General features: G+C 35.6%; 15 protein-coding genes and 1 pseudogene. 13 read left to right on the top strand and 3 right to left on the bottom strand.

All coding sequences use genetic code 11. The features are described 5' to 3' along the window. Positions 1 to 95: 95 nt before the first annotated feature. The 10 genes from LC087_RS10670 to deoD all read left to right on the top strand — a co-directional run bounded on the left by LC087_RS10670 (position 96) and on the right by deoD (position 13202). Positions 96 to 710, top strand: a complete 615-nt coding sequence (locus LC087_RS10670) for a PH domain-containing protein (protein ID WP_226541147.1) — start codon at positions 96 to 98, stop codon at positions 708 to 710. A gap of 375 nt (positions 711 to 1085) precedes the next feature. Further along, on the top strand, positions 1086 to 2120 hold the full coding sequence (locus LC087_RS10665; protein WP_306019553.1) for an amino acid ABC transporter substrate-binding protein: 1035 nt from the start codon (positions 1086 to 1088) through the stop codon (positions 2118 to 2120). 435 nt (positions 2121 to 2555) lie between these two features. Then, complete coding sequence (locus tag LC087_RS10660; RefSeq protein ID WP_226541144.1) at positions 2556 to 3728, top strand: amino acid ABC transporter permease; 1173 nt, start codon at positions 2556 to 2558, stop codon at positions 3726 to 3728. Positions 3729 to 3736: 8 nt separating this feature from the next. Continuing rightward, positions 3737 to 4924 carry an amino acid ABC transporter permease gene (locus tag LC087_RS10655; RefSeq protein WP_226541143.1) on the top strand — a complete coding sequence of 396 codons (1188 nt, stop codon included), beginning with the start codon at positions 3737 to 3739 and terminating at the stop codon, positions 4922 to 4924. 67 nt (positions 4925 to 4991) lie between these two features. Further along, on the top strand, positions 4992 to 5714 hold the full coding sequence (locus tag LC087_RS10650) for an amino acid ABC transporter ATP-binding protein (protein ID WP_226541193.1): 723 nt from the start codon (positions 4992 to 4994) through the stop codon (positions 5712 to 5714). Positions 5715 to 6019: 305 nt separating this feature from the next. Continuing rightward, positions 6020 to 8419, top strand: a complete 2400-nt coding sequence (locus LC087_RS19705; RefSeq protein WP_371932585.1) for an alkaline phosphatase — start codon at positions 6020 to 6022, stop codon at positions 8417 to 8419. Between the two features lie 110 nt (positions 8420 to 8529). Continuing rightward, a complete protein-coding gene (gene rraA / locus LC087_RS10635) occupies positions 8530 to 9006 on the top strand; it encodes a ribonuclease E activity regulator RraA (RefSeq protein ID WP_226541142.1) in 477 nt (158 codons plus the stop codon). 216 nt (positions 9007 to 9222) lie between these two features. Further along, complete coding sequence (locus tag LC087_RS10630; RefSeq protein ID WP_306019551.1) at positions 9223 to 10938, top strand: MMPL family transporter; 1716 nt, start codon at positions 9223 to 9225, stop codon at positions 10936 to 10938. 164 nt (positions 10939 to 11102) lie between these two features. Continuing rightward, a complete protein-coding gene (locus LC087_RS10625; RefSeq protein WP_306019550.1) occupies positions 11103 to 12329 on the top strand; it encodes an MMPL family transporter in 1227 nt (408 codons plus the stop codon). A 171-nt stretch (positions 12330 to 12500) separates the two neighbouring features. Next, entirely contained in the window at positions 12501 to 13202 is a 702-nt protein-coding gene (gene deoD, locus LC087_RS10620) for a purine-nucleoside phosphorylase (RefSeq protein WP_226541140.1), read from the top strand. An 88-nt stretch (positions 13203 to 13290) separates the two neighbouring features. On the opposite strand, the gene LC087_RS10615 is transcribed toward deoD, so the two are convergent. The 3 genes from LC087_RS10615 to LC087_RS10605 form a co-directional block, all read right to left on the bottom strand. Then, positions 13291 to 13953 carry a D-arabinono-1,4-lactone oxidase gene (locus LC087_RS10615; protein WP_306019549.1) on the bottom strand — a complete coding sequence of 221 codons (663 nt, stop codon included), beginning with the start codon at positions 13951 to 13953 and terminating at the stop codon, positions 13291 to 13293. A 222-nt stretch (positions 13954 to 14175) separates the two neighbouring features. Further along, entirely contained in the window at positions 14176 to 14604 is a 429-nt protein-coding gene (locus tag LC087_RS10610) for an FAD-binding protein (protein WP_306019548.1), read from the bottom strand. Beyond that, complete coding sequence (locus LC087_RS10605) at positions 14592 to 15770, bottom strand: alanine racemase (RefSeq protein ID WP_226541138.1); 1179 nt, start codon at positions 15768 to 15770, stop codon at positions 14592 to 14594. The genes LC087_RS10610 and LC087_RS10605 overlap by 13 nt, the downstream gene beginning before the upstream one ends. 213 nt (positions 15771 to 15983) lie before the next feature. Here LC087_RS10605 and LC087_RS10600 point away from each other — a divergent pair. The 3 genes and pseudogenes from LC087_RS10600 to LC087_RS10590 all read left to right on the top strand — a co-directional run. Then, positions 15984 to 16073 (top strand): annotated as a pseudogene (locus tag LC087_RS10600) (nuclear transport factor 2 family protein); the annotation flags it as partial. A gap of 53 nt (positions 16074 to 16126) precedes the next feature. Further along, complete coding sequence (locus tag LC087_RS10595) at positions 16127 to 16294, top strand: hypothetical protein (RefSeq protein WP_226541136.1); 168 nt, start codon at positions 16127 to 16129, stop codon at positions 16292 to 16294. Positions 16295 to 16387: 93 nt separating this feature from the next. Next, entirely contained in the window at positions 16388 to 17488 is a 1101-nt protein-coding gene (locus tag LC087_RS10590; RefSeq protein WP_226541134.1) for an AI-2E family transporter, read from the top strand. The last annotated feature ends 110 nt before the right edge of the window (positions 17489 to 17598 follow it).

Here is a 17598-nt window from a genome sequence, read left to right as displayed (position 1 = left end):
TCTCTTCTGCTTTTTTAGAAAATGGGTTTATTTCCTAAATTAATACGTTTATACTGAACGAGAAAGAGATTTTATCATTAAGGAGGACGTTACATATGTTTAAAAAAATGGCGGCAGATGCTCTAGGTCTTTCTGATATTGGCAAAATCATTGACCCAGCAGACTATGATAAAACGGATGCAGATGATTATATTTTTAATGAAGATCAAGAGAAAATCTATTTTCTTATTAAAACGAAAGCAGATGAGTATTGCTTTACTAATCTTGCACTCATTCATGTTGATGGTGAAAGTGCCGTATCATCTAAAAGAACGTTGAAAAGGTATCCTTACTATCAACACAAAATATCTGGTGTTATCCTTGAAACTGCAGGCAGGGTAGATTTGGATGTAGAAATAAAATTTATACTTGGCAATCATGCATTTGATATAGACGTGCGCAAAGACCAAATTGATCAATTAAAAGATTTATATAAATCCCTTCTTAAAATAGAAGAGATTATGGAAGAAAATCAAAAGTTAACTCAATTCGGTAAGAAAAGCTATGAAAATGCCGTTTCCATTCTTCATAACTCTCGAACCGATCAAGATGAACTGGCTGAAACATGTGAAAATCTAACGAACTATGGATTTGATTGGAATCGTTCCATCCATGAAAAATATTTGAAAAAAGATTTTGGAGACGTGTTTGAAAAGTATATTTACAATTAAATTTAAGGTTAAAAGCAGGTTGATAATATCTCAATCCTGCTTATTTTTTTTCGACAAAATTCTACTTGATCTTCGTTTTTTATAATAATAAATTTCGTAGGAATGACTATTTATTACAGGACAAGAAATGATGACATATGTAAGTAGTATTTTTAGATTTTTGTTATTGGAAATAGAAATATATTTCAAATTTCATAATATTAATATATTTTTTATTGAAAGTAGAATTGATTAAAAACGTTGGTATCACAATGAATAGCTCGAATTTAGATTGAATTTTCGGATATTTTAGTCTATACTAATTACTAGATTTGCAGGATAATTTAGTAATTCTGCAATAATAAAGGGGGATGGTCATGAAAAGATCTTTTTTTAATGATTTTTACACTTTTACTATCTTTTACGGTTGTTTTAGCAGGATGTAATTCTGATGAAGCGTCGTCAGATGGAGATCAAGAGACAAAGAACATACTCAAAAAGGTAAAAGATGAAGGGAAATTAATGGCGGGTATCAATGGAGATCTTCCTGGATTTGGCTATTTAGAAGGAGATACTTATAAGGGATTTGATGTTGATTTTGCGAAAGCAATTGCCGCTGCTGTTTTAGGGGATGCTGAAAAGATTGAGTTCCGTCCATTATCGGCACAAGAGAGATTCACAGCCGTTTCATCAGGAGAAGTGGATGTTCTTGTAAGAAACTCGACTTGGACAACGAATCGTGATGCTGAAATTGGCATGAACTTTGCACCAGTCAATTTTTATGACGGTCAAGGGATCATGGTACGAAATGATAGTGGTATTAATAAAATTGAAGATTTAGAGGGTAAGAGAATTGCAGTTGAACAAGGAACAACGACAGAGCAAAACTTAGTAGATGTAATGAGAACATACGGAATTGAGTTCGAGTCCGTTGTTTATGATGGTGTAGATGCAGCCGTTGCAGCATACGAAACGGGTAGTGTTGATGCATGGACGACTGATAAATCTGGACTTGTTTCTAGAAAATCGATTATGGAAGATCCTGATGCACATAAAGTATTGGAAGAAACGTTATCAAAAGAGCCATTAGCACCAGCAGTTGCCCATGGTGATGATCAATGGTTTGATATCGTTAAATGGGTTGTGTTTGCTACCATTCAAGCAGAGGAGTATGGAATTACATCTGAAAATGTAGACGAGTATTTAGAAGATGATAACCCAGAAATTCAACGTTTACTTGGAAAAGAAGGGAACCTAGGAGAGCAACTAGGTTTACCTGAAGATTTTGCTTATCAAGTAATTAAGCAAGTAGGGAACTATGGTGAGATTTTTGAACGTAACTTAGGGGAAGATACGATTTTTGGTCTTGATAGGGGAATGAACGCGTTATATACCGATGGTGGTTTAATGTACTCTCCTCCATTCCGTTAATAGAGGTTGTTCAAAAAGTACTAAAAAAATGTCGGTTGAATAACTTTGTTGGTTTGCTTTTCCGACACTCCGACGCCAGGATTGGCTAGCACGGGTGTTGTCCCTAGGATGGGGACGTTCTTAGCCCGTGAACCATACTGAACGTACACTGTGAGTGCTCAAAGCTACACCGCCTTGTTCTTGTCTAGCTTCAACCCTTACACCCTCGAGGTCCTAAGTCACTGAGAACAAAAGATAAAGAACATCTTTCTTTTCTCCGCGCCTTATGCTTGTCGGGTGTGAGCAAAGGGTTTCAGCTTTTCTATTCAGCGTCCTTTTTCCCCTACTTTTTGAACACGCACTAATAGTTTAAAACATGAATAGTTTTGAAACAGACATGCTTATATAAAGGCACGTCTGTTTCACCTAGTATTCAATGATATGGAAGGTGATGTTGTGGCAAAAGATAATTCAGTCAGCACACCCTTTTGGCGTGACAAAAGGGTCATACCAATCTTACTTCAGCTTTTATTTGCTTTTGTAGTTATTATTGTTGTTGGTTTTCTAATAAACAATGCTTTGAATGGATTAGAGAGGCTCGGAATTAAATTTGGATTTTCATTTTTAGAGAATACGGCGAGCTTTACAATAAAAGAGGCTTTAATCTCTTTTCATCCAACAGACAGTTATAGTCGTGCCTTGTTAGTTGGGATATTAAATACATTGAAGGTTTCATTTTTTGGTATTATTTTTGCGACGATTATTGGCGTTTTCGTTGGGATTTTTCGTTTATCCTCAAACTGGTTAGTTTCAAAAATTGCAAGTGTATATACTGAAATCTTTCGAAATACACCATTACTTGTACAAATGGTGATTTGGTATTATGCTGTTTTTCTTCCTTTACCTGTGATTGAAAACGGAGTGAAATCCGGTCCATTTATATTTAGTAATCGAGGAATTGCAATTCCATGGCTAAATGGGAAAGAAGGGTCATTTTTCTGGTTAATTGCCTTTATTGTGGCAATCATTGTTGGTTTTATTGTATGGAAGTGGCGATTAGATAAGCAAATTAAAACGGGAAAAAAAATGTATCCAGCTTTATCATCTTTAGGTGTTTTTCTCGTTATATTAATATTATCTAGTCTTTTTACAGGAGGAGTCCCTTATCAACTCTCTTTACCCACAATCAATGCGAAACAGTTTGTTGGTGGTTATGTTGTATCGCCTGAGTTTTCTGCGGTATTAATTGCGCTTGTTATTTATACATCGACTTATATTGCTGAAGTGGTTCGTGGAGGTATTTTAGGTGTTCCAAAAGGTCAAGTAGAGGCAGCAAGAGCACTAGGGTTAAAGGGGCCAACAATCATGCGCACGATTGTCTTGCCTCAAGCAGTTCGCATTATTATTCCACCTGTAACGAGTCAATATTTAAATTTAATTAAAAACTCCAGTTTAGCGGTTGTCGTTGCTTACCCAGATGTAGTGAATGTCGGGAACACAGTCATGAATAATTCAGGGCATTATATTGAAATTGTCATAATCTTTATGGTGGTATACTTGATTATTAATTTAATAACATCCGTTATCATGAACATATTTAATAAGAAATTTCAAATAGTAGAGAGGTGAGTGATCTCTTGGCAGAAGTTGAATTACAAAAACAAGTTCAGCCGTCTTCAAATCGTTCTCCAATTCGATGGGTGAGAGAAAATTTATTCAATAGCTGGTTAAATACAGTGTTAACCATCCTTTCTTTAGCTTTAATCCTATACATTGTAACAAATACAGGGAAATGGATTTTATTTTCAGCGGATTGGTCTGTTATTTCTAAAAATTTCAAACTTCTTACTGTAGGACAATATCCACAAGAGCAACTGTGGCGTGTTTGGATGCCAATGACGATCCTTTCGCTTCTATTGGGGGCTTCATGGGGGACTTGGAAAGGACCATTAAAGCAGGTTTGCTTTACGATCGGTTCATTAATGATTATTATTGCGCTCCTGCCGTTTATTTCAATGATGACACGAGTTTGGTTAGTGGCAAATGTTCTTGCAATGGTGGCCGGCTTTTTGATTACTCGAAACACGTTGAAATTAAAAGTGGCAACGATTATCGGGTGGGTCGTTCTTTTTCCTCTTACGATTGTGCTTCTTTCAGGGATGGGCATATTATCTCCCGTGAGTACAAGGGTATGGGGCGGATTTTTATTAACAATCTTAATTTCAGTTGTGGCTATTGTTTGTTCATTCCCTATAGGTGTTTTACTTGCTTTAGGAAGAAGAAGCTCTCTCCCTATTGTTAAGTGGTTTAGTATCGCATATATCGAACTTATTCGAGCAGTTCCACTAATCACAATTATTTATGTATCGCAATTTATTTTACCGATTTTTTTAGGTAGGGGCATTGAGCTAGATGCCGTATTAAGAGTAATGATTGGCTTTACGGCTTTCGCTGCTGCCTATATTGCAGAAAATGTTCGAGGTGGACTTCAGTCTATTCCTAGAGGACAGTTTGAAGCAGGAAAAGCATTAGGATTAAACGCCTTTCATCGGACCTTTTTTATTATTCTCCCACAAGCGTTACGAGTAGTAATTCCAGCAAATGTTGGGTTGTTTATCGGTATATTTAAAGACACTGTATTAGTTACGATTGTCGGACTGAGTGATTTACTAGGAATTGGTCAAAAAATATATGCAAACCCGCAGTTCTTAGGAAAGGAAATGGAAGTGCTAATCTTTATCGCATTTGTCTTCTTTATTTTCTGTTATTTAATGTCATATGTTAGTAGACGGTTAGAATCCTCACTTGGTGTGGGGCAACGATAGGAGGAATAGGATGAGTAGTATATTTGCAGTAGAGAAATTGACAACTCCTTTACATGAACGAGACGATATGATTGTTGTAAAGGATGTGAACAAATGGTTTGGAGAGCTTCACGTCTTAAAAGATGTCAATTTAAATGTAAAACAAGGTGAGGTAGTTGTTATTTTAGGTCCTTCGGGATCTGGTAAATCTACGTTTATTAGGGCTATTAATGCACTAGAAGAAATTCAGAAAGGAAGCATTGTTGTTGATGGAATTGAACTAACGAATGATGTGAAGGCCATTGAAGAAATCCGGAAAGAAACGGGGATGGTTTTTCAACAATTTAACTTGTTTCCTCATATGACAATCTTAAAAAATATAACGCTAGCCCCTATTTGGGTTAGAAAGTGGAAAAAAGATAAGGCTGAGAAGATTGCTTTGGAGCTTTTAGAACGAGTAGGAATTCCAGAGCAAGCGGATAAATTTCCTGGGCAACTATCAGGAGGTCAACAGCAACGGGTTGCGATTGCACGAGCGTTAGCGATGCAACCGAGAATCATGCTTTTTGATGAACCGACATCGGCCTTAGACCCAGAAATGGTTCGTGAAGTGCTAGATGTCATGAAAACGTTAGCAGAATCGGGAATGACCATGCTTGTTGTATCCCATGAGATGGGTTTTGCTAGAGAAGTAGCTGACCGCATTGTTTTATTTGATCATGGCGAGATTGTCGAAACGGGAACACCAGAGGAATTGTTCGATAACCCTCAACATGAGCGAACGAAAGCTTTTTTATCACAAATTTTATAGTTTATTTTGTTAAGGGATTGTAAAATTCATTTGCTTGATTTTAAGTCTATGAAAAGTGTTTTTCATAGACTTTTTCATGTGCATTTTTATCTAAATTTATAGGTATTAATACCTAATTTAAAACAATTATAAAGACTTGAATATTTCTTTATACTTACAAATAATCAAGTCTTTTTATTGATAAAATTCTTGTTAATTCGCCTTTTTTTTTCAATTATTTACACTAGTTTAATAGTATATTTACAGGTAATTTAGAAATCTATGTTACAATTTTTTTTGTGGACAAAAACAAAGGAGGATGAATTATGCTTAAAAAGACAGGAAAAATCGTTCTTTCTACAGCACTTGTTGGTGCGATGGCTTTAAGTGGCTTTGGGAATAAGCCAGTAGAGGTAAAGGCAGAATCAAATTCTAAAGTTAAAAACATCATCTTTATGATTGGTGATGGAATGGGTGTCCCTTATATGACAGGTCTTCGTTATATGAATGATAACCCAGACACAGTTGAATATGAAAAAACGGCATTTGACCCATATTTAGTCGGTATGCAAACAACATATGCAGATGATGATCATCAAAATGTAACAGATTCAGCTTCAGCTGCGACAGCGATGTCAGGCGGAGTCAAAACATATAACGGTGCAATTGCTGTAGAAAAAGATGGAAAAACAGTAATTAAAACTGTATTAGAAGAAGCGAAAGAAAAAAATATGTCAACTGGTTTAGTTGCAACTTCAGAAATCAATCATGCAACTCCAGCTTCTTATGCAACTCACGATGAGAGTAGAAAAAATTATTATGAAATTGCTGAAGATTTTATTGATGATAGAATTAATGGAAAACCAAAAGTAGATGTGCTACTAGGTGGTGGAACAACTTATTTCACTGAAGAAGGAAGAAAAAAAGAAGCCGATAAAATAGTTGAAGAAAATAAAGAGTTAGATGAAGAAGACAAAAAGAAAGAAATAAATATCCGAGACATAACAGGTGAATTTGAAAAAGAAGGTTACAGTTACGTAACAAATAAAGAAGAGTTAATGAATGATGAAAGTGATCAAATTTTAGGTTTATTTGCTGAAAAAGGAATGCCTAAAATGATTGATCGTGAAGATACGCTTCCTTCTTTACAAGATATGACAGGGGCAGCGATTGATAGATTAAGTAAAAATGAGAATGGCTTTTTCTTAATGGTAGAAGGAAGTCAGATCGATTGGGCTGGACATGATAATGATGTTGTAGCAGCCATGAGTGAAATGCAAGACTTTGAGAATGCGTTTAAAGAAGTAATGGAATTTGCGAAAGAAGACGAAGAAACATTAGTCGTTGTTACAGCAGACCATTCAACAGGTGGATTCACGATTGGTGCAGATGGAGAATACAACTTCTTTGTAGATCCAATTAAAGCAGCGAAGAAAACGCCTGATTATATGGCAGAACAAATAGTTTCTGGAGAAGACGTAGAGGAAGTATTAAATGAACACATTGATTCAGATTTTCTTAAAGTTACTACTGATCAGATTCAACAAGTGAAAGATGTGAATGACCCTTCTTTATATACAACTAAGGAAAGTGATGGTAAAGAAGAATATGATGCGTATGATCATTTTGTAGCTGTAGATAATGCAATTGAGGACATCTTTAACACAGCAACATATGCTGGATGGACAACAGGTGGTCATACAGGAGAAGAAGTACCTGTATACGCTTTTGGTCCTGAAAAAGAACGTTTTGCCGGCTTTATCGACAACACTGACAATGCTAAAAATATCTTTGAACTATTAGAGAATATGGGCGGCGAAGACGGTGAGCAAAGTGATCGTCAAGTTACTCGTTTAGCTGGTGAAGATCGTTATGAAACAAACATTGATATGTTACAAGAATTAGAAGATGATAGTGCCAAGAATATTATTATTTCTTCTGGTGAAAACTATCCAGATGCGCTAGCTGGTGGGGTATTAAATAGTACTCATGAAGGTGCAATGGTTTTGGTTAATGAAGATGAAAAAGTTCTTAAGAACGCAGAAAAAGAAGTTGCTCGTTTATTACAAGATGGTGGTAAAGTCTACATCTTAGGTGGAGAAAAGGCTGTACCAAAATCAATAGAGAATTTCTTTGATAAAGATTGCGATGTAGAGCGTTTAGCTGGTGAGACTCGTATTCATACGGCGATGGAGATTGCTGAAGCAGCTAACAAAGATTCTGAGGAAGTATTCCTTGCTTATGGATATAGCTTTGCAGATGCTCTAAGTGTCACTCCGGCTGAAGCAAAACATAAAATGCCGATCTTATTGACAGATGAAAAACATGAATTGAATGATGATGTTAAGAACTACTTAGAAGAACATAAAGTGAAAAAAGTAACGATTGTTGGTGGAGAAGCAGTAGTAGGAAAAGAAATTGCTAAAGAACTTGAAGGTATGAAAATTGAAGTAGATCGAAAATGGGGTGAAGATCGTTACTTCACAAGTTTAGAGATCGCTAAATCATATTTCAATGAGTCTGAAGCAGTTGCAGTTTCCAATGGTATGAAGTTCCCAGATGCTTTAGGCGGTGGAACTCTAGCTTATAGAAAAGATATGCCGATCCTTCTTGCTCAATCGGACAAAGCTGTGAAAGAAACAGTTGAGTTTATTGGAATGAAAGACATTTACATTTATGGTGGTAAAATGGTTATTAGTGATGATTTAGAGAAATCTTGGAAATAAGTTTAATTATTGAAGAGCATCTACCAATTCGGTAGGTGTTCTTTTTTTGCAGGAAATTCCCTTCTTTTTATTGAATAAATTTAACGTACATTTTGAAAGGGGAGTTTAAGATGTTTGCAACCGCAGATTTATGTGATCAATTTTCGGAAGAATTACAAATTGCTGAACCAATTTTCAAGTCTTTTGGTGAAAAAAGGAGTTTCTATGGAAAAATAGCGACAGTGAAAGTGTTTGAGGATAATGTATTAGTAGTGGATCAATTAGAGAAAATAGAAGAAGGTTCCGTGCTCGTTGTAGATGGTCAAGCTTCTACTAAATGTGCGCTTTTAGGAGATCGTTTAGCAACGATTGCATTCGATCGAAAAATTTCTGGCATCATTATCAATGGGTGTGTCCGTGATTCTGCAGAGCTCGAGCATATTGATGTTGGAATCTTAGCAATCGCAACCAATCCGTTAAAAAGTAAGAAAAAAGGAGAGGGACAGGTCGGAATTTCTCTACATTTTGGTGGAGTAACTTGGACGCCTGGCGAATATATATATTGTGACGGGGATGGAGTGGTATTAGCAAAAAGAAAACTATTATAAACATGTGAAATTTAATCGAATCCCTGAATTCAAATGAGTCAGGGGTTTTTAATTTGACTTTGTTTAAACGGTTTTCTTTAGTGTCTGTATTGTTCATACTCAGTTCATATTTTCTTTTTAATATAAAATAAGTAAAACGCCTATGCATGAGTGGTTAATACTGACATAAGTTATGTGAATAGGCTATTTCTATCAACTATACAAGGAGGTTAGTTCGTGCAACAGTTTTTAAAGGTAATACTTAAAGGGAAATGGTTTGTTTTAGGTTTCTGGATCGCAATGATTGCTATTTTAACCATTACGAAACCCGACTTTGGTGATTTAATACGAGAGAAAGGGCAACTTGAAGTTCCAGAAGGTTATCTCTCTTCAAAAGCGGCTGAATTATATGAAGATTTGAATGAAGGAGAAGAAGGCTATCGGAACTTTGTTATTGTCTTTCATGATGAAGATTCGTTTTCAGATCAGGATTTATCACAAATGGAAACAGCTCTTAATCATATACAAGAAAATCAAGAAGACTATCAGTTCTCCGATATCATTAGTGTTTTTGATTATCCAGATCTTGAGGAGAGATTATTAAGTGAAGATCATACAACATTAATCGTTCCGCTCAGTGCACAGTTTAATGAACGAGAGGTAAAAGACGTTCGGGAAATATTGAATTCTGAACTGAAAATTGTTGACTCTGTCGATTATTATTATACCGGAAGTCCGTTTATTGATGATGATAATATTACGAGTGCTCAAGAAGGAGTTCAGAAAACAGAAGGAATTACAATTGCTATCATCATTCTTATCTTATTGATCGTTTTCCGTTCAATTGTGACTCCGTTTATTCCTCTTGTTACGGTTATTTTCAGTTATTTAACTGCTCATGGTGTTGTTGCATTTTTAGTTGACGGTGTTAATTTTCCTATATCGACCTTTACCCAAAATTTTATGGTCTCGATTCTCTTTGGTATTGGTACCGACTATAGCATTCTTTTATTGAGTAGATTTAAGGAGGAGCTAGCGAATGATGAACAAACGGTAACAGGAGCTATTATTCGGACGTACCAAACGGCTGGTAAAACAGTATTGTATAGTGGGCTTGCTGTATTAGTTGGTTTTGTAGCCGTAGGTTTTTCAGAATTTAATTTGTACCGTTCGTCAGTAGCGAATGCAGTAAGCATTACAGTATTACTTATTGCGCTATTCACTGTCATGCCATTTTTTATGGCTGTTTTAAATAAGAAGCTTTTTTGGCCTGTGAGAGGGTCACTTGAACATAATGAGAGTCGCTTGTGGAAGAAGTTAGGGACTTTTTCCCTTACTCGTCCTATATGGTCCCTCTTAATTGTGGCTTTAGTGACCTTACCGTTTTTAGTGACAAATGGAAATCTTCGTTCTTATGATGCATTAGCAGAGATAGGTGATGAATACGATTCTGTCAAAGGTTTTAACATAGTGGAAGAGGCTTTTGGACCAGGAGAATCGTTACCAACTAATATCATTCTTCAAAAGAATGAAGCCATGGATACAGATGCTCACATGATAGCGTTGGAGAACATCGCTTCTACTATTGAAAAACTGGATGAAGTTGAATCGGTTCGAAGTGTCACGAGGCCTCTAGGAGAAACGCTAGAGGAGTTTCAAGTAGCGAGTCAACTTGAAGAATTAAATGAGGGATTGGATCAAGCAGTAAATGGAGTAGATGAAATCGGTCAAGGTTTAGATGAAACGAGTCAACAAATTGCGGAATCGTCTTCTGGAAATGAAGGGATAGATGAGATTGACCGACTCATTTCAGGGACGAATGACCTTCAAAAGGGTGTTCAAGAGTTAGAAGATAACATTGTAAAACTTAATGGCGGTTTGGAAACTGTTACATTTGAAATGGAAGAAGCAGGTGAAAGCCTAGATGAGCTGGTTAAAGGAGTAACAAATTAGAAGAAGGAATACTTCAAATATCGGATACTTTAGAAAATTACCAATCTAATTTAACTAATATTATTGAGGATATATCTCCTTTTGCTACCCAATTTCAAAATCTTAATCAAAGCTTTGAAACAAAATTAACTGAATTAGAGCAGCTTTCACAGAACTATCCTGAATTGCAAGATGTATATAATGAATTAAACAATATTTATCAAAAACATAATGATGAATTGAAAAAATTTAATGATAAAATAGCTGAATTAAAACAGAAGTATGTAGAATCACAGGAAAAGTATAAACAATTAGAAACTGGAGTAAAAAATCTAGCGGAAGGGTTAAATAAATTTCAAGTAGGTTACTACCAGCTTCTTGAAGGCTTTGAGACAATAGAAAGCAATCAAGGTCAGCTTCCCTCTGGTACATCTAAAGTTGGTGATGGATTATCTAACCTAGAATCAGGTCAAAGTCAGTTTAAAAGTGGTTTGGAAGACCAGTTATCTGAATCTCAACAACAAGCAAAAGAATTAGAGGAAGGGTTGCAAAAAGGTTCGGAAGGTTTAAGTGAAATATCCACTGGTTTAACGGATGCTCAAGTTTATTTAAGTTCATTAGCTGATAACAGTGAAGATCTTTATATACCGGAAGAAGCATTAGGGACTGAAAAATTCCAAGAGCTGATTGATGGTTACTATTCAAGTGATCGTAAAACGGTAACAATGGATGTTGTTTTATCGATTAATCCTTTTTCTAAAGAAGCCTTAGATTTGATGGCTGAAATCGATGAGATTGTGGAAGATGGAATGAGAGGTACAGCTTTAGAAGGAGCGGAGTATGGAATTGGAGGCAACTCTTCCATTTTTGCTGATCTTGGGAAAGTGTCTAAGTCCGACTTTCAACGTACATCAATTTTTATTTTTACAGGCTTGTTTATTGTATTAGTCATTATGTTGCGTTCCATAGTTGCACCCATTTATTTAATATTAGGGTTAGTTTTATGTTATTACACCTCCTTAGGCTTCAGTGAATTCATATTTGTTGATTTGTTAGGTTATAGCGGAATCAATTGGGCGGTACCATTCTATGGTTTTGTTTTGCTGTTAGCTTTGGGGATCGATTATAGTATCTTTTTAATGTATCGCTTTAAAGAATACGGAGATTTGCCGATTCAAGAAGGGATTTTAAAAGCAATGACAAACATGGGAACGGTGATAATCTCAGCTGCCTTAATTCTAGGTGGGACCTTTGCTGCCATGTATGCCGCGAATATTTTATCCCTTATGCAAATTGCAACGATTGTTATAACAGGATTAATGCTTTATGCATTAGTAATCTTACCGTTCTTCGTCCCTGTGATGGTGAAGTTATTCGGAAAAGCCAATTGGTGGCCGTTTAGAAAAGAATAATTTGATGAAGACCTCGGCATTGTCTGAGGTCTTTTATGTCCATTAACGGAGGGAAATATATCCTTGTTCACTTATACACAAATTTTTATTTATGAAACTTTGATGGGGATATTAAGTGTGGTATAGTAAGGTTGAAAACGTTACTATACTATGACTTGGAGGAATAGACAGATGAGTGTACATATTGGTGCAAAAGAAAATGAGATTGCAGAAACGATCCTATTACCTGGAGACCCGTTACGTGCTAAATATATTGCAGAAACCTTTTTAGAAGATGTAAAATGCTATAATGAAGTTCGTGGAATGTTGGGTTTCACTGGTACGTATAAAGGACATCGTATTTCTGTTCAAGGAACAGGTATGGGCGTGCCATCGATCTCTATTTATATTAATGAATTAATGCAAAGCTATGGTGTGCAAAACTTAATTCGTGTAGGTACTTGTGGTGCACTACAAAAAGATGTTAAAGTTCGCGACGTAATCTTAGCCATGACTTCTTCAACAGATTCACAAATGAATCGCTTGACTTTTGGTGGAGTTGATTATGCACCAACAGCTAACTTTGATTTATTGAAAAAAGCGTATGATAAAGGTACAGATGCAGGACTTGAGCTTAAAGTAGGAAGTGTATTTACTGCTGACCAATTTTATAATGATAACGCTGAGTTAGAGAAATGGGCAAAATACGGCATTTTAGCAGTTGAGATGGAAACAACGGCTCTTTATACATTAGCGGCTAAATATGATCGAAAAGCATTATCAATCCTTACGGTTAGTGACCATATTCTAACTGGTGAAGAAACAACTTCCGAGGAGCGTCAAACAACATTTAACGATATGATTAAAGTAGCGTTAGAAGCGGCTATTTCATAATAATGTAGGCTGATTCATCTAGCTCTTTTATTTTTAGTAATAAAAGGAGTCAGACTTCAGATGAGTCAGCCTAGTTTTTTAGCTAAAACTACTTTAAAAAGAATGATAAATAGTCATTTACAAATAAATTGTGAGGATCAAAATGCATTCGAATTTTTTTAAAGTTATTCAATTCCCTATAAAGACTAGGGTATTTTTCTACAGGTAAATAACTTTGTTTTCCCCAATGCGGTCTCCCTTCGTACTTTTCAAAAATCTCATTCATGACATGAAAGTAATGGTCAAAATCCATTCCTTTATACATATGCACCGCTACATATAAAGAATCTCTTTTGTAAGAAGGACTTAACCAAGCATCATCTCCTTTTACAAAGCGATACTCAATTGGAAAGTGGACAGCGAACTGTTCTTTTATAATACGTTCTTGTATTTCTAATGTAATCTTCTTTGTATTCGAGGCAGGGACACAATACTCCATCTCACAAAACTTCACATTTCGAGTAGTGACAAACACTTTATGACTGTAATCGACTTTTTCTGAAAGAGGAATACCGGCGGCAGATAGTTTGCTAACATTTTTAGCGAGTTTAGGTTGTTTTCGACTTGCTTTAGATAAAAGAGAGAATAGTCCGTTTTCAATGTATTGTTCCTTTAGCTTTTGCGATAAGGGGTTTTTTGATACAGGTTCATCTGTGATGTTCGCAATTTTAACCTGCACATTAGAGGTATAAGGAAAAAAAGTAAAATTCAAAATGGCGATTTTGTTTAAGCTTTTCTATTTGTTGTAAGCAATCCGTGAGCGGTATTTTGTAAGATTTAAAATGTAGTTTATAGGATGGAAGTACGTGTAGTTTAAGCTTGACGATAATGCCTAAAAGCCCTAATGAAATAATTGCTGCATTAAAAAGTTCTCCATCTTTTTGTTTAGAAACCGTTACGATTTCCCCTTCACCAGAAACGAAGGTGATTTCAGTCACTTGTGAAGCAATATTTTTAAAGGTACTCCTGTCCCATGTGTACCTGTACTAATGGCACCTGCAATGGATTGTTGGTCAATGTCCCCCATATTTTCCATTGCGTACCCTAACTCATGTAATAACTCACCTAGTCGGTATAGTTTTGTTCCAGCTAGTACTTCTATCGTATTTTCTCCCGTATCAATTTGCCCCACTCCTTGAAGATGGTCTAGTGAGATTAAGGTTTGTTTCGTTTCGATCAGTGGAGAAAAGGAATGACCTGAACCAATCACTCTTATCTTTTTCTCTTTGAGTACACATTCCTTTACAATGGTTTGTACTTCTTCAATTGTTCCAGGATATAAAATGTGTTCCGGTGTGAATTTCACTTGCTCTGACCAATTCATCCATTGTTTCGTATTTTTTTCGCTCTCTATAGAAAGCATTGTCCATCCCCCCTATATGTATTAAAAGTATGCGTTACATTCCCATCTGATACACCATAAATGGTTGAGAAACGTTCACAAAGTTCACCGCTTTTACTAGGTCTAAAAAAAACATCATCTCCTATTTGCAAATTACCTTTATAGAAAATGGGAGTCTGTACCTCACCCGCTCCTTCAAAACTTAAATATTTTGCTTTGAGCGGATGGGATATTTTAGGTAGTTTCTCATTCCCAGTAGAGCCAGACCCAACATACCCTCCACCAAGACACGTATAAACATGTTTACTAGGATGACGACTCACTTCTAATATGAATCCTAAGGCAGGCTTTAATGTTGTTTGTGAAAAACCATCAAAAAGAGAAGGTTGTAAAAAGCCAGCGCCAATGGTTACTTCAGTAATAGACGCTTCATCACTTGTAGAATGGCGACTTCCCGTTCCTCCCCCGTTTACAAAAGATAAAGAAAATCCATTGGAATGTATCGTTTTTAAACACTCTTTTCTTAAGTTCTTAACTTTTTTTAGCGAAGCTTTTTTTAGCTGTCTAATGAGAAAACTTTGTAACCTTTGTTTTTCTGAGTAATCGGGAATCCCTGCAATTTGTGCTTCATAGCCCATCATTCCTATAAGTTTTACATTTTTTAATTGCTTTATCGTTCTTAAAGCTTCTTCCAACTGTTGTATGGAAGAGGTAGATGAACGATAAACTCCAAAGCGGATGAAGGGCAAACGTAATGACATATCAATATCTATGCAAATAGGAACATGGACATTGTGTGCTTTGCCAGATTCCTCAATTAGCATCACCTGTTTAATATCATCAATCATGAAAATAATCTCTTTTCCAGATTTAATTTGTTTTATAACTCTTTTGATTTCTAATTTATTTACAGTTGGATAACCTATCAAAATGTTGTCTACTCCATTTTCTGATAAAAAAACGGCTTCAGAAGGGGTGAAACAAAAAACACCATTGAATCTAGAATGCTTGGTTAAAATATATTTTATTAAAGGTAAGGAACGGATAGATTTACTGCCGATACGAATGTTTTTGTTGTTGGTCGTTGCTAAAATGTCGGCAATGTTTTGGTCTAGTAGATCCATATCAACATAAGCCAGTGGTTTTTCTTTGCCGTCGAATAATTTACTATAAGTAGAAAAGTCCATTCTTTGACCTCTTTTCAAAAATATTCTGAAAGTTATCTATATGAGTTTATTCGACTGTGCAGAGTCTTTTTCCTTCACTAGTAGATCAATCTCTATATACCTTTTTACAGATATAAGATGAAGCCATTGAAAGAAAGTTTGTACATATCTGGTTTTGTTGTTGATTTCCAAAAATGATAGCTGCAAGGATGAATTGATGGGCGATATTGCTCGGGTGCTGGGAGAGCAACAAATGTGTTTACGAAAGAGAAGGATCATTGGAAACTGATTCATGAGCATTTGAGCTCTCCTAATTCGAAGTAGAGAAGGATAATGTCTCCTTATGTCGAATGCTAAGACTAAAGGGGAGATTTTACATGATCAATGCCTATCGATTTTACTATGTTGATGGCTCACAACAGTTAATTGAAGTTGAAGAAGGCATCCAACAGTACTTATTAAACAACCAAAAATGGTTAGAAATTAATGGACTCATTATTAATACGAATAACATAATCAGGATTGAATTGGTAAAGAAAGAATAAAAATAGTGTCCGCTCCAGTAGATGGACACTATTGCTATGTTTTGCTGTATCATTGATAATAGAAGTACTTATATAGAATTGTGAGGAAATAAAATGCATTTGAGTGAAAAACGTTGGTTTAAAACGATGATTGGAATCATCTTAATATTATTGATAGCCTTTCTATTAGAAAAGACGGCTTACTTATTTACACCGGTTTTTGTCCTATTCAAAACCATTTTTTTACCGTTTGTCGTATCGGGAATTCTGTTTTATCTTTGTCGCCCACTTACTAGATGGTTAGTGGAAAAAAAAGTGCCGAAATGGTTATCTATATTAGCTGCCTATCTTTCCATTGTTTTGTTTTTTTATATTGTGATTCGCCTTGTCGCCCCAGTTATTAATGACCAGCTTGAAACGTTGGTTGATAACTTACCGAAAATGGTCACGGTGATGACAGAAACTGTGGAATATGCGCAAGAAAATCGTGATTTATTCCCTGATTTCGTACAAGATGCTATTTTAACTTCTAGTCAAGAATTAGAAAATCAATTAACAGAAAACCTTGGGGATATCACAAGTGGCGTTCTTAGCGTTTTTGGCTTTATCGGAGGTTTTGTCAATACCCTGTTTTACCTTGTACTTGTCCCGTTTATATTGTTTTACATGTTAAAGGATGGGGAAGGTTTTGCCCCTAATGTCGCAAAATTCTTTCCTAAGAGTAATCGATCTGGTGTGTTAAAAGTCCTTAAAGATATGGACAATACGATTGCAGCGTATATTCAAGGACAAGTTCTTGTCAGTGTGTTTGTAGGGACTTTACTTTTTATTGGATATTGGATCATTGGATTAGACTATTCCCTTGTTTTAGCGATGTTTGGTATGTTTACGAATGTCATTCCGTTTTTAGGTCCTTATATCGCTGTCATTCCAGCTTTTTTAGTGGCTTTATTACAAGATCCAATTATGGCGGTTTATGTTGCTATTATTATGGTCATTGCCCAACAAATTGAAGGGAATATCATCTCGCCGCAAATTATGGGGAAGACTTTAAAAATACACCCTTTAACGATTATCGTCTTAATTTTAACATCTGGAAAATTAATGGGGATTGTCGGTATTATTTTTGTCATTCCATCCTATGCGGTTTCAAAAGTAGTCCTTTCTCATCTTGTATTACTTTATAAAATTAATAAAAGGTCAGCATCAAATTAAATTAAGGTTGCTCTTTAAGTATGAATGTTCACTTAAAGAGCAACCTTTTTATATAGGTGGTCATCTTACTAAAAAGGATTCTTTTCCCCTTTTGTTGAAGGGTAATATGA

The organism is Bacillus carboniphilus (assembly GCF_020524035.2).
Taxonomy (GTDB): Bacteria; Bacillota; Bacilli; order Bacillales; family JAIVKR01; genus Bacillus_CC.
Note: the sequence above shows the minus strand (reverse complement) of the source record. Positions and strands in the feature narration are given on the sequence as shown.